8 protein-coding genes, 2 tRNA genes and 1 other RNA gene are annotated in these 13,124 nt (G+C 74.2%); 4 read left to right on the top strand and 7 right to left on the bottom strand.

Annotated features, from left to right (window positions below):
- Window positions 1-4: 4 nt before the first annotated feature.
- From PYR72_RS25895 to PYR72_RS25885, 3 genes are all read left to right on the top strand, one after another.
- The gene (locus tag PYR72_RS25895) at window positions 5-1,327 is read left to right on the top strand and encodes a histidine kinase (RefSeq protein WP_275457538.1); all 1,323 of its coding nucleotides are present in this window, start codon (window positions 5-7) and stop codon (window positions 1,325-1,327) included.
- The gene (locus tag PYR72_RS25890) at window positions 1,324-1,959 is read left to right on the top strand and encodes a response regulator transcription factor (RefSeq protein WP_275457537.1); all 636 of its coding nucleotides are present in this window, start codon (window positions 1,324-1,326) and stop codon (window positions 1,957-1,959) included. Before PYR72_RS25895 ends, PYR72_RS25890 begins: the two co-directional genes overlap by 4 nt.
- 22 nt (window positions 1,960-1,981) lie before the next feature.
- Window positions 1,982-2,054: transfer RNA gene (locus PYR72_RS25885), tRNA-Gly, on the top strand.
- Between the two features lie 98 nt (window positions 2,055-2,152).
- Here the strand turns inward: PYR72_RS25885 and PYR72_RS25880 are convergent.
- From PYR72_RS25880 to ffs, 6 genes are all read right to left on the bottom strand, one after another.
- Window positions 2,153-3,052 (bottom strand): phosphoribosylaminoimidazolesuccinocarboxamide synthase, encoded by a 900-nt coding sequence (locus PYR72_RS25880; protein ID WP_275457536.1) that lies wholly within the window; start codon window positions 3,050-3,052, stop codon window positions 2,153-2,155.
- An 85-nt stretch (window positions 3,053-3,137) separates the two neighbouring features.
- On the bottom strand, window positions 3,138-4,649 hold the full coding sequence (locus PYR72_RS25875; RefSeq protein WP_275457535.1) for a N,N-dimethylformamidase beta subunit family domain-containing protein: 1,512 nt from the start codon (window positions 4,647-4,649) through the stop codon (window positions 3,138-3,140).
- A 227-nt stretch (window positions 4,650-4,876) separates the two neighbouring features.
- Window positions 4,877-7,054, bottom strand: coding sequence for a hypothetical protein (locus PYR72_RS25870; RefSeq protein ID WP_275460515.1), 2,178 nt, complete (start codon window positions 7,052-7,054; stop codon window positions 4,877-4,879).
- Between the two features lie 492 nt (window positions 7,055-7,546).
- A complete protein-coding gene (purD, locus tag PYR72_RS25865) occupies window positions 7,547-8,800 on the bottom strand; it encodes a phosphoribosylamine--glycine ligase (protein WP_275457534.1) in 1,254 nt (417 codons plus the stop codon).
- 126 nt (window positions 8,801-8,926) lie between these two features.
- Window positions 8,927-11,317, bottom strand: a complete 2,391-nt coding sequence (locus PYR72_RS25860) for a DNA polymerase III subunit gamma and tau (RefSeq protein WP_275457533.1) — start codon at window positions 11,315-11,317, stop codon at window positions 8,927-8,929.
- Between the two features lie 179 nt (window positions 11,318-11,496).
- Window positions 11,497-11,593: signal recognition particle sRNA small type (ffs, locus tag PYR72_RS25855), an RNA gene on the bottom strand.
- A gap of 118 nt (window positions 11,594-11,711) precedes the next feature.
- On the opposite strand from ffs, the gene PYR72_RS25850 reads away from it, so the two are divergent.
- Window positions 11,712-11,799 (top strand) — tRNA-Ser (locus tag PYR72_RS25850).
- 79 nt (window positions 11,800-11,878) lie between these two features.
- Here PYR72_RS25850 and PYR72_RS25845 read toward each other — a convergent pair.
- A complete protein-coding gene (locus tag PYR72_RS25845; RefSeq protein WP_275457532.1) occupies window positions 11,879-13,117 on the bottom strand; it encodes a tyrosine-type recombinase/integrase in 1,239 nt (412 codons plus the stop codon).
- Window positions 13,118-13,124 lie beyond the last annotated feature (7 nt).

Raw genomic sequence — 13,124 nt, 5'->3', positions numbered from 1 at the left:
AGCCATGCGGGGGCCGGGGACCTGGTGGCGGGTGAAGAGCACACCGGCGAAGGTGGAGACGTACACCCGGTGGTCGTTCCACATGTTCGCGGTGATCGAACTCCTCGCGGCCGGGCTGCCCGCCTTCGCCGAGGTGGGGCCGGGGCAGCCGCCCGGCTGGCTGATGCTGCTCCTGGTCAGCGCGCACGCCGCGACCTGTGCGGTGACCGCGTCCCAGGCGCTCGACTGGACGCGCGGCCGGCGGGCCCAGCCCGTACGGCTGCTGTGGGTCCTCACCGCCGTCACCGCGGTGAGCGCCGTCCTCACCTTCGTGATCGCCGAGCACGGCGTGAAGGGGGACATCGCCGACAACGCCGGCATCTTCAGCATCGTGGTGGTCTTCGGCGTCGGTAACGTGACGCTCGGCATCCGCGGCCGGAAGCAGGTCCTGGGCATCGTCGGCGGCTTCGCGGCGGGCTCCGCGCTGCTGCTCCTCCTGCTGGGCGCACCGGCGGCCGACACGCTGATCGCGTCGATGGTCGTGGTGATCAGCGGCGGGGCCCTGGCCTTCACGGCCGTCTTCTCCGTCTGGCTGCTCGACGCCGTCTACGAACTCGCCGACGCCCGCGAGACCCGCGCCCGGCTCGCCGTCGCCGAGGAGCGCCTGCGCTTCGGGCGCGACCTGCACGACGTGATCGGCCGCAACCTCGCGGTCATCGCCCTCAAGAGCGAGCTGGCCGTCCAGCTGGCCCGCCGGGAACGGCCCGAGGCCGTCGAGCAGATGATCGAGGTCCAGCGGATCGCGCACGAGTCGCAGCGCGAGGTGCGGGAGGTCGTCCGGGGGTACCGGGAGGCCGACCTCGGGGTCGAACTGGCCGGGGCGCAGGGTGTGCTGGCGGCGGCCGGCATCGACTGCACGGTGGACGGCGCCGAGGCCGCCGGGCTGCCCGGTGAGGTGCAGTCCGCGCTCGCCTGGGTGGTGCGGGAAGGAACGACGAACGTGCTCCGGCACGGGAACGCCGTGCGGTGCGCGGTGATGCTGAAGGTGACCGAGGGGCAGGTGGTTCTGACCGTGGAGAACGACGGGATGCGGACGGCGGGTGCGCAGGTCTTCGCCGGCCGTTCCGTCGGCGCCGGGTCCGGGCTCGCGGGGCTGCGGGAGCGGCTGGCGGTCGTGGACGGGACGCTGGAGGCGGGGCCGGTGGGCGGGGAGGCGTTCCGGGTGGTGGCGCGGGTGCCGCTGGGCCCGGCCGGTGCGGGGGGCGGTCCGGAGGCGACGTCCGCCCCGGTGTCCGGCACGGTCGCACCGGGCTCGGCCGCCGCGGCCGTACCCGGGGGTGTGTCATGACCGGCGCACCTGTGAGCGCGGGGCGGCCCGTGCGGCTGCTGCTGGCCGACGACGAGCATCTGATCCGGGGCGCGCTGGCCGCGCTGCTGTCGCTGGAGGACGACCTGGCCGTGGTCGCGGAGGCGGCGAGCGGACCGGAGGCGCTGGCCATGGCCCGGGCGCACGAGCCCGACGTCGCCGTGCTCGACCTGCAGATGCCGGGGGCGGACGGTGTGAGGGTCGCCACATCGCTGCGGGCCGAACTGCCGGACTGCCGGGTGCTGATCGTCACCGGGCACGGCCGGCCGGGGCATCTGAAGCGGGCGCTCGCCGCGGGTGTGCGCGGGTTCGTCCCCAAGACCGTCAGCGCGCAGCGGCTCGCGGAGATCATCCGGACCGTGCACGCGGGGAACCGCTATGTGGACCCGGAGTTGGCCGCCGACGCCATCTCCTCCGGGGATTCCCCGCTGACGGCGCGGGAGGCCGAGGTGCTCGAACTCGCGGCCGACGGGGCACCCGTCGCGGAGATCGCCGAGCGGGCCGCGCTGTCCCAGGGCACGGTCCGGAACTATCTGTCGTCTGCGGTGTCCAAGCTGGGGGTGGAGAACCGGCACGCGGCAGTGCGTCTCGCACGGGAGCGAGGTTGGGTATAGTGGTGCTGCGCCACGGCGCAACGCGGACGTAGCTCAGTTGGTAGAGCGCAACCTTGCCAAGGTTGAGGTCGCCAGTTCGAACCTGGTCGTCCGCTCGTGACAGAAGACCCCGGTCCACTGGACCGGGGTCTTCTTCGTTCCGCCCCGGCCGTGGCTGCGGGCGAGGCCGGGGCGGGGGCCCCGGCCTCCGGCATCAGCTCCAGGTGACGCCCGTCAGCCGCTCGTACGCCTCCACGTACTTGGCGCGGGTCGCGGCGACGATCTCCTCGGGCAGCGGCGGCGGGGGCTGCTCGCTCCCGCGGTCCCAGCCGGAGGCGTCCGAGGTCAGCCAGTCGCGGACGAACTGCTTGTCGAAGGACGGCTGGGCGTGGCCCGGCTCCCACAGGTCGGCCGGCCAGAAGCGGGACGAGTCCGGGGTGAGGACCTCGTCGGCCAGGACGAGGGTGTCGCCCTCGTAGCCGAACTCGAACTTGGTGTCGGCCAGGATGATGCCCCGGTCCCGGGCGATGTCCCGGGCGCGGCCGTACACGGCGAGGGTCGTCTGGCGCAGCTGGGCGGCGGTCTCGGCGCCCACCTGGCGGGCGACCTCCTCGTACGACACGTTCTCGTCGTGCTCGCCGACGGCGGCCTTGGTGGCGGGGGTGAAGATCGGCGCCGGCAGCTCCGAGCCGTCGACCAGGCCCTCGGGGAGGGCGAGGCCGCAGACCGTGCGGGAGTCGTTGTACTCCAGCAGGCCCGAGCCGGTGAGGTAGCCGCGGGCCACCGCCTCCACCGGGACCATCCGCAGCGACTTGCAGACGAGCGTGCGGCCCGCCCAGTCGGCGGGGGCGCCCGGCGGGAGTTCGGTGCTCAGGACGTGGTTGGGGACCAGGTCGGCGAGCTGGTCGAACCACCAGAGGGACAGCTGCGTCAGGACGCGCCCCTTGTCGGGGATCTCCGTCGGCAGCACCCAGTCGAACGCGGACGTTCGGTCGCTGGCGACCATCACGAGGTCGCCCGCCTCGTTCTGGTACAGCTCGCGCACCTTGCCGGTGTGCAGGTGCACCAGGCCCGGAACCTGGATCGGCTCGGGCTTTTCTACGAATCCGGACACGGTTCCTCCCCGTGGTGATGTCCAAGTGGCTCGATTCTCCCGTACGCGGGCGACCGATCTTGGCCAGGGGCTGTGCTCGGTGTCCTCAGTCGCGTTTGCAGATGCGGTCCAGGAGGTTCGCCGTGGCGCGCTGGACCCGGGTGTCGACGTGGCCGGGACGGTCCAGGGCCGGGGACCACGCGAACGTCCCGGACGCGAAGACCCAGGCTCCGGACGGGGCCCGGTACAGGGAGGTCTCCTGGTGGCGGACGACCTGGTCCTTGTCCCGGTAGGGGGAGTGCGCGAGGAGGATGCGGCCCCGGTGCTCCGGGAGCGGGGTGCGCGGGAAATAGCGGTCGGCCTCCCCGGCGACCATGCCCGGCAGCTCGTCGTTCTCGTGGGCGCCGGTCGCGTCCCAGAGCCAGTGGTCGGCGTTGCGCACGACCAGGGGGTGCGGTTCGGGGACCCGGCCCTCGTACTGGATGCCCATCAACTGCTGCTCGGGGCGGTCGATTTCGCGCCACAGTGCGGGTCTGCCGGGGCCCCGGCGTTTTCGGCAGGTGAGGAGGCGGTCGGGGGCACCGGACGGGGACGGGCTCAGCTCCACCTGCCAGTACATGGTGTTGGAGGAGAGGAAGACCAGCGAGGTGCCGCCGTCCCGGGCGAGTTCGGTGGTGCGGCGCATCTGCGGCGACCAGTACTCGTCGTGCCCCGGGAAGACCAGTCCCCGGTAGCGGCCGGGATCGACCCGGCCGGAGTGCAGGTCGCGGGCGTCGGCGTAGGCGAGGTCGTAGCCGTAGCGCTCGGCCCAGCGGATGAAGTCGTAGGCGTGGCCCACGTGGAGGGGGAGACCGGCGCCCGCGTACGGGCGGTCGAAGGAGACCGTCGTCGCGGCCTCGGACTCGCCGAGCAGCCGGCCGTCCTCGTCCCAGGCGTGGTAGAGGCTGGCGCCGGTGCGGCCGTCCTCCGGGTACAGGTTGTACGCCTGCCAGGTGATGTCCGGGAGCAGGAGCAGCAGGTCGGCCCGGCGGTCGTCGCGGACGGTGAACGGGACGTGGGAGCGGTAGCCGTCGGCGGTGGTCAGGACCGCCACGTACGCGCCGACGTTCCAGTGGGCGGGGATCTGCAGCCGCCACGAGAGCCACCAGTGGTGGCAGGAGACCGTGCGGTCGGCGGCCAGGGGCGGGGGCTGGACGATGCCGGAGAGACGGGGACTGGTGGTGATCTTCGCCGCGCCGTCACCGCTGTAGTGGCCGATGCGGTAGATGTCGACGGCGAATTCCTGGGGCGGGTCCACCGTGACGTGGAAGTCGATGGACTGGCCGGGGGCGGCGGCCCCGGTCGCGGTGAATCCCTTGATCTGCCGGCGCACGTCGTCGGCGGAGCGGGGGCCCGGCGGGGTGCGGGGGGCGGGGAGGCGGGCGCGGGTGCCCCGGGCGGACGCGGAGGGTTCGGGCGGGCCCGGCTCCACGTACCAGGGGACCACCTGGCCGGTGTCGTCGAAGTACGTCACATTGCCCCGGAGCCAGGGCACCGGGCCCTGGCCGAAGGGGTCCGTCACGGCATGGGCGAGGGCGCCCGATTCCCAGCGGCGGATGTGGTGGTGCTCCGAGCTCATGAGTTCTCCCCTCCCTCGCCCCCGTGAGCTGTCGCAGGCACATGCTCCGTACACGATCGCTTCCAGCACATCACATGACGCACGCGGTTCGTCACCGTTCGTCGCTAATCGGTGAGAGTGGAACAGCCGGGTCCGGAAGGGGAGTTGGGCTCCCCTTTCCGACCGGCCACACCCCCCTCGGGACTCCCTCGGTCACCGCGCGTCCGGCCTCCCGGCCCGCGTCGCGCTCAGACCAGACGGACCGGCTTCTCCGGGCGGACGCCCAGGCGGAGGAGCCAGTCGCGGAGGGGGGCCGGGTCGCCCTCCTCCACGAGGGTGAGGACGCGGGGCGCGAGATCGGCCGCCCGTACGCCGTCGACGAGGAGCGAGGGGCCGTCCAGCCAGTCCAGGCCCGGGGTCGCGCCCGCCGTGTCCATCGCCGCGCAGCACACCATCGCGGCGACGTGCTCCGTGAGCAGGTCGCGGCCCGTGCGGGGCGGCTGCATCGGGAACAGCGGCAGCAGGCCGTCGTCCCACAGCGCCCGGTCCGGCCCCGGCGCCTCGACCGCGCCGGCGGCGGTGTGCCCGCCCGCCGGGACCGCGGCCTCCTCCCGCGCCAGCTCGGCGGTCAGGGCGGCGGCGAGGGCGGCGGACCGGGCGTTGGCCAGGCCGGGTTCGTCGTCGGGGTCGAGGTCGGGGTCGGGGGCGCAGTCGGGGTCCGGCTCGGGGCCGGCGTCGGCGTCGGCCTGGGGCGGGGATATGTGGTGGCCGTCCGGTTCCAGGTCCGGGTTGTGCTCGTGTGCGCGGTCGTGGGGGGCCGGGGGCGCGCCGAGGAGGGTCTCGTCCTCGGCGGCGGAGGCGGCGCTCGACACGGTGGAGGGGGCGAGCGGGTGGTGTTCGGGGGCCGTGGGGGTGGCGGGCCGCCCGGTGAGGGGGTGGGGGGACGGCCGGTCGTGCGGCGCGGTCGTCGTGGCGGCGCCCGGACCGGGGGTCCCGGTGGCGGCCGGCGGGTGCGGGGCGTCGGCCGTGAGGGTGGTCAGGTGGGTGAGTACGCGGGAGAGCGTGGGGCCGCCGGGGGCCGGGCCGCCGGGGTCGTCCGCCGGGAGGCGCGTGCCCAGGGTGTCGAGGACGCGGTGGAGACGGGCCGCGTCGGTGCGCCACTTCCGGTCGACGACCTCGTCCGGGTACTCGTGCCAGTCGACCGGGGACCAGTCGGGGCCGGCCTCGGCGGGGCCGCCGTGGAAGAGGCGGGCGGCGAGGAGGGACGCGGCCTCGTCGACCACGCCGGGCTCTTCGAGCAGGTCGCAGGCGGGGCGCTCGCCCAGCCGGGAGGTGAAGCCCTCGGCGAGACGGTCACGGCGCGACAGCTCCGTGAGCGCGGCGACGACACCCGCGTCCAGACGGGACGGCCACCGGCCCATCCGCCACGCGGGCAGCGCGACCCGGGTGAGGAGCCGGTCCCAGCCCGCGTAGGCGAGGCCGACCTGCTCCTGGGCGACGATCCGCAGACCGTAGTCCACAGCCTGTGCACGCTCGGCCGCCGCCGCGGCGACCCCGCGCTCCATCTCGGCAGCGTGCCCCCGGCAGCCGCGCAGCAGCAGCCGGGTCACCCAGCCGACCCCGGCCAGCGCCGGACGGACGAGCACACCGCGCGACGGGGCCGAGGCGACCGCCACGGCCGCGTCCAGCCCGCGGACGAAACGGCGCGCCGCGGCTATGTCCGGGTGCGCCGACGGTCCCGTGCCCGCGACGACCGGCGCGAGCACCGCCCGCAGCTCGCCCACCCGCATCCACCACAGGAACGGCGAGCCGATGACGAGCACCGGAGCGGTGGGCGGGCGATGCCGCCGGGGGGAGGGCAGTCCCGCGGACGAGCCGCGCCCGTCCGCCATCTCGTCGGCGCGCGGGCCTCCGCCGCGGGAACCGGTGGCCCCCTGAGCCCCTTCGGCACCGGCGGCACCGTCGGCGCTTTCGGCACCGTCGGCCGAGGAGCGGCGGGGTCCGGCGGGCGGCTTGTGGGACGGGTGGGTGCGGTCCTCCAGCCAGCTGTCGCAGTCCGGGGTGAGCGCTATCGCCGAGGGGGGCGGGACGTCGAGGCGGTCGGCCAGGTCCCGGACCAGGCGGTAGAGATCGGGCGCGGCCTCCTCGGTGACCGCGACCGTGGGGCTCACGGCGGGCCGGGCCCGGGCGACGACGAGGGCGATGCCCGCGGCGGCGAGGAGCACGACGAGGGCGAGGCCGGACACGACACGGCTCGCCAGGGACCAGCCGGGGCCGGTCAGCCGGCCGGTCGCCCCGCCGACCAGCAGCACGACGGCCACGGCCGCGGGCAACAACGCCACGGCCAGCGCCCTGCTGCGGACCCGCAGCACGGCGAGGGCCCGGGCGCGCGCGGCCTGTGCGCCCGCCTCCTCACCACCTGCCATACCGGTCACGACCCGACGTCACCCCCTGCTGTCCCGTACGGCGCACCCCGCGACGACTGCCACCGCGGCGACTGCTCGTCACCGTGGTCGCCGCCGAATGCCCTGACGTTGCTCACTCCCCCACTGTGGCACCGACCACCGACATCGCAATGCCGGTGGGCCAAGTGCCGGAACGCTTGCGCCGCACCCTAGTTGGGGCCCAGGCCGTCGTCAGCCGGATGGGCCATCGCTCACTCGATGGAATGGCTTTGGGGAGAGGTGAAGGACGCCGGGCAAGGATCGGGCCCCGGATTCCGGCGGATTTCCCAGGGGTTCCTGGGGGCTCCGAGGGATTCCGGGGCCAGGGTTTCGTACCCGTTGGCGGTGCTTCGCATGCAGATGTCGCGAAGGGGATGGATGTGGAGGGACACGGAGGGGGCGTGCGGGTGCCGGCGGGGGCCGACGACCGTCAGGCGGACAACCGTCAGGCGAGGGCGGACAACCGTCAGGCGGTCACGCCTCGGCCGCCGCCTTCGCCGCGATGTCCGACCGGTGCTGGGAGCCGTCGAGGCCGATGCGGGCCACGGCGGTGTAGGCGCGGTCACGGGCCTGGGTGAGGTCCTTGCCGGTGGCCGTGACGGACAGGACGCGGCCGCCGGCGCTGACGACCTCGTCCCCGGCGCGCTTGGTGCCGGCGTGCAGGACGTACGCGTGCGGGGCGTCCACGGCGGCGACCTCGTCGAGGCCGGTGACGGGATCGCCGGTGCGCGGTGTGCCGGGGTAGTTGTGCGAGGCCACGACCACGGTGACGGCCGCGTCGGCGCTCCAGCGCAGGGGTTCGAGGTCGCCGAGGGTGCCGTTGGCGGCGGCGAGCAGCACACCGGCCAGCGGGGTCTTCAGACGGGCGAGGACGACCTGGGTCTCCGGGTCGCCGAACCGCGCGTTGAACTCGATCACCCGTACGCCTCGGCCGGTGATGGCCAGGCCCGCGTAGAGGAGGCCGGAGAAGGGGGTGCCGCGGCGCCGCATCTCGTCGACGGTCGGCTGGAGCACCGTCTGCAGCACCTCGTCGACCAGCTTGGGGTCGGCCCACGGGAGCGGGGAGTACGCGCCCATGCCACCGGTGTTGGGGCCCTCGTCGCCGTCGAGCGCGCGCTTGAAGTCCTGCGCGGGCTGCAGCGGGACGACGGTCACCCCGTCGGTGATGGCGAAGAGGGAGACCTCGGGGCCGTCCAGGAACTCCTCGATGACGACCCGGCCGCAGGCGAGCGCGTGCTCGCGGGCCTGGGCGAGGTCCGCCGTCACGACGACGCCCTTGCCCGCCGCGAGCCCGTCGTCCTTGACGACGTACGGCGCGCCGAAGGCGTCCAGTGCCTCGTCGATCTCCTCGGCGGTGGTGCAGACGTACGACCGCGCGGTCGGGACGCCGGCTCCGGCCATGATCTCCTTGGCGAACGCCTTGGAGCCCTCCAGCTGGGCGGCCTCGCCGGACGGGCCGAACACCGGGATGCCCGCCTCGCGCACGGCGTCGGCGACGCCCGCGACCAGCGGGGCCTCCGGGCCGACGACCACCAGGTCGGCCTCCAGCCGCGTGGCCAGCGCGGTCACGGCGGCGCCGTCCAGCGCGTCGACCGGGTGCGACTCGGCCACCTCCGCCGTGCCCGCGTTGCCGGGCGCGCAGTGGAGTGCGGTGACATCGGGATCGAGGGACAGCGAACGGCACAGCGCGTGCTCACGGGCACCGCTACCAATGACGAGGACCTTCACGGTGCCAGCCTAGCCGGAGGGGGCGGGGGGCCTTGTGGGGGCTTCCGAAGAGTGGGACGCGGCGGGTTCGTAGGATCGCACCAGAGGCGGGGCGGGAGTCCGCCCGTCCCCACCTCCGCGCGCCCGCTACTCGTTCGTGATCTCCTCCACCACGGTCGCCCCCAGTTCGCGCACGATGAGGTCGTGGCCGGAGAGGGCGGACTCGTCGAGGTCGGGGTCGTCGTCCTCGGGGATGTCGTCCTCGGGGGAGACGGGCGGGGGCTCGGGGGGCGGGGGCGGAGCCGCGACGGGCGGAGCGGCCGGGGCCGACGCGTGGGGCGCCGCCGAGCCGGGGGATGCCGGGCGGGAGGCCGCCGCGGGCGGGGGCGCGGCGGGGCGGGACGCGGGGGCCGGGGAGCCGCCGTAACCGCCACCGCCGTATCCACCGGCGCCGCCACCGCCGTGGCCGCCGCCCGTGCCGCCACCGGCGTAGCCTCCGGCGGCCGGCGCCGGAGAGCCGTAGCCGCCGGGGGCGCCCGGTCCCGCGGAGCCGCCCGAGGTGTCGATGACCGCCTCGATCTTCCAGTGCACGTGGAACTGCTCGGCCAGGGCCGCGCGCAGGACGTCCTCGCTGCCGCTGCTCGCGAAGTTGTCCCGGGCGCCCGCGTTGACGAAGCCGATCTGCAGGGTGGTGCCGTCGAACCCGGCGACGTGCGCGTTCTGGCTGAGCAGGATCCAGGTGAAGCGGCGGCGGTTCTTCACCGTCTCCAGGATGTTCGGCCAGAGCGTGCGGGGGTCGGGGCCGCCGGGGGCCGGGTTGTGGGCGGCGGGGGGCTGCGGGGCCGACGGGGCGCCGGGCTGGGCGTACGCGGCGGGCGGGCCCGAGGCGGGGGGCGCGGCCGGGGTCATGGGCGCGGGGCCGCCGCCGGCGGGCGCGGCCGTCGGCCAGCCGCCCGGACGGCGCCCGCCTCCCGCGGAGGCGGCGGTGGGCCAGGAGCCGGGGGCGGAGGCCGGTGCGTCGGCGGGGGCGGTGGGGGGCGGTGGGGGCGCCGGCGCGGCGGCCGGCGGGGCCTCGGGGGCGACCGGCGGGGCCGCCGCGGCCGGGGCGGGCTGTCCGCCGGCGGCGCCCGGGACCCCGTACGCGTCCGGGCCCGGCGCGCCTGCCCCGGCGGCGCTTCCGGTCCCGGGCCCGCCACCCCCACGGACCGCGGCACGGGCGGCGGCGGGGCCGCCACCGGGCGGGACCTGGGGGGCCGGCGGAGCATAAGGGGCCCCTCCGGCCTGCGGAGTCATGCCCGGGGGCGGGGCCGCCGCTCCCCCGTGTGCCTCGGGGCCGGGCACATAGCCCAGGGCGGGTCCGGCGCCGCCGCCCGAGAAGTTGACCCCGCGCTCCAGACGGTCCAGGCGGGCCATGACGGAGCGTTCGTCGCCGTAGGTGGCCGGGAGGAGCACGCGCGCGCAGATCAGTTCGAGCTGGAGGCGGGGCGAATTGGCGCCGCGCATCTCGGTGAGGCCCTCGTTGACGAGGTCGGCGGCGCGGCTGAGCTCGGCGGCGCCGAAGACGCCGGCCTGGGCCTGCATCCGCTCCAGGACCTCGGCGGGGGCGTCGATCAGGCCCTTCTCGACGGCGTCCGGCACGGCGGCCAGGATCACCAGGTCGCGCAGCCGCTCCAGCAGGTCGGCGACGAACCGCCGCGGATCGTTGCCCCCCTCGATGACGTGGTCGACGACGTCGAAGGCCGCGGCCCCGTCCCCGGCGGCGAAGGACTCGACGACCGCGTCGAGCAACGAGCCGTCCGTGTATCCGAGCAGCGACGTGGCCATGGCGTACGTCACGCCCTCGTCCGTCGCGCCCGCCAGCAGCTGGTCCATGACGGACATCGAGTCACGCACGGAGCCGGCCCCGGCGCGCACGACGAGCGGGAGGACCGCCTCGTCGACCGGGATCTTCTCCTTGCCGCAGACCTCGGCGAGGTACTCCCGGAGCGTGCCGGGGGGCACCAGCCGGAACGGGTAGTGGTGCGTACGCGACCGGATCGTGCCGATGACCTTCTCGGGCTCGGTGGTCGCGAAGATGAACTTGAGATGCTCCGGCGGCTCCTCGACGACCTTCAGCAGCGCGTTGAAGCCGGCCGACGTGACCATGTGGGCCTCGTCGATGATGTAGATCTTGTACCGGCTGCTCGCGGGGCCGAAGAACGCCTTCTCGCGCAGCTCACGGGCGTCGTCCACACCACCGTGAGAGGCCGCGTCGATCTCGATGACGTCGATCGAACCCGGTCCGTTCCGCGCCAGGTCCTGACAGGACTGGCACGCGCCGCACGGGGTCGGGGTGGGCCCCTGCTCGCAGTTCAGACAGCGGGCCAGGATCCGCGCACTGGTCGTCTTCCCGCAGCCGCGCGGCCCGCTGAACAGGTACGCGTGATTGACCCGGTTGTTCCGCAGCGCCTGCTGCAGCGGGTCGGTGACATGCTCCTGCCCGATGACCTCGGCGAACGACTCCGGGCGATAACGGCGGTACAGCGCGAGAGACGACACGCATACGAGGTTATAGGCGCCCACTGACAACCCGGACCGGCGGACGGCCGTGCATCGCCGTCGGGCACCGCCGTCGACCGGGGCGGGCGTCACGGGTGCTCGGGGCGCGGGGCTCGGGCGAGGAGGCAGGGGGCGCGGGGCGCGGGCCCGGACGCGCGGACACTCAGCGCGCCCTGGAAGCACAAGACCCCTCACGCACCCGCCAGAGCCAACCTACCCTTGCTGCCTTCCGGCCCTGGGGGAGTTCAGTCAGATAGCGCCGCGTGAGGGGCTGCCCCCACCCTACCCGATCCCCGACGGCCGCCGCCCCGCCTCCCCGCCCGCCCCTCCGCGTCGATCACCCGCCCCCGAACGAGTTCGCAACCACCCTCCGACGTCATGTAATGTTCCCGGCGGAGGATTCGCCTAGAGGCCTAGGGCGCACGCTTGGAAAGCGTGTTGGGGGCAACCCCTCACGAGTTCGAATCTCGTATCCTCCGCCAGTGCCTCACCGGGCACGATGTCGAAGGGCCCCACCGTTCGCGGTGGGGCCCTTCGACGTTGTCCGTCTCACTTTCCGTCTCAGTTCGTTTCCGGGAGCTCCCAAAGAGCGTCGCCGATCTGCTGCGCGACCTTGCGGAGCATGGTCCCCGTCACGTGCATGTACCGGGCACGCATTCGGGCCGCTCCCCCGGGCTCCCAACCCATGATCGAGTCGATCACGACGTCAGGTACGCCGAGGATCAGGAGGACGGTCGCGGCGGTGTGGCGAGCGTCGTGGAGACGGCCGTTACGGACGCCAGCGTCTCGGAGAAGCCGCTTCCAGACGTGGAAGTCGGTATTGGGGCTCAGCGGCCCGCCGACCGGCGAGGCGAAGACGTATCCCTTGCCCTCCCAGTCGGAGCCGGCCGCGACCCGCTCCCGCTCCTGAGCGTCATGGTGCTGACGGAGAATCTTGATCAGCGGATCAGGCAGGCCGATGGTGCGCCGCCCGGCACGGCTCTTGGTGGACTTGTGCTCGCGCCGGGTCTGCTCCCGCTTGGGGCAATAGCCCGCCTTACGGCCACACGGATTGGCGCCACAACCGTGCGCGTACTTGGGGCGAAGCCGGTTCTTGCGGATACGGACGTACCCGGCGGCGAGGTCGACGTCTTCCCAGTGCAGTCCCAGCGCCTCACCTTGCCGGAGGCCGAGCGCCAGGGCGACGACCCAGCGCGCGCTGTTGCGGAGCTTGGCCGCTTCGACGAGCAGGCTCTGCACCTCCTCGATGGTGTACGGCTCGATGTCCTCTTCTTCGAGGCGTGGAGCCTTGGCGATCTCGGCGGCATTCGTGGCGACGTGCCCGCGCCGGACGGCCTCACCGAGGGCGACCCGGATCGTGCGGTGGGCGTGGTGGGCGGTGCCGGCGGAGCTCCCGGACGCCTGCATCTTCCGGTAGAAGCGCTCCAGGTGCTCGGGCTCCAACTTGTCGAGCTTGTGGGCGCCCAGGCCGGGCACGAGGTGAACGCGTACGTCGACCTCGTACCCGTCGTACGTGTTCTCGGAGACGTATGGCTTGGCGATGTTCTCCACCCAGTGCTCAAGCCAGGCCTGGAGCGTCCAGCTCTGCCCCGGCTTCCTGAGCTTCTTATCGTCCCGCGCCCGCTCCATCTCGCGCACGGCCTTGGTCACTTCGGCCTTGGTCTTGCGCTCGATGTGACGGCGGTCGGGCTTGCCGTCGTCGCGGACGCCGACCGTCACTCGGCCGTGCCACTTGCCGTCCTTGCCGAGGTAGATGGTGGAGGCCCCGTTGGGCTGACGAGTGCGCTTCTGCTCTGCCATGTCATCC

This window comes from Streptomyces sp. VNUA24, from assembly GCF_029167005.1.
Taxonomy (GTDB): Bacteria; Actinomycetota; Actinomycetes; order Streptomycetales; family Streptomycetaceae; genus Streptomyces; species Streptomyces scabiei.
This window is presented reverse-complemented; position numbering and strand designations above follow the sequence as displayed.

Bases quoted from the DNA above. Each gene is read 5' to 3' on its own strand.
- PYR72_RS25895 (WP_275457538.1), top strand. From the start codon at position 5: ATGCGGGGGCCGGGGACCTGGTGGCGGGTGAAGAGCACACCGGCGAAG.
- PYR72_RS25845 (WP_275457532.1), bottom strand. From the start codon at position 13,117: ATGGCAGAGCAGAAGCGCACTCGTCAGCCCAACGGGGCCTCCACCATC.
- PYR72_RS25875 (WP_275457535.1), bottom strand. From the start codon at position 4,649: ATGAGCTCGGAGCACCACCACATCCGCCGCTGGGAATCGGGCGCCCTC.
- PYR72_RS25890 (WP_275457537.1), top strand. From the start codon at position 1,324: ATGACCGGCGCACCTGTGAGCGCGGGGCGGCCCGTGCGGCTGCTGCTG.
- PYR72_RS25870 (WP_275460515.1), bottom strand. From the start codon at position 7,054: ATGGCAGGTGGTGAGGAGGCGGGCGCACAGGCCGCGCGCGCCCGGGCC.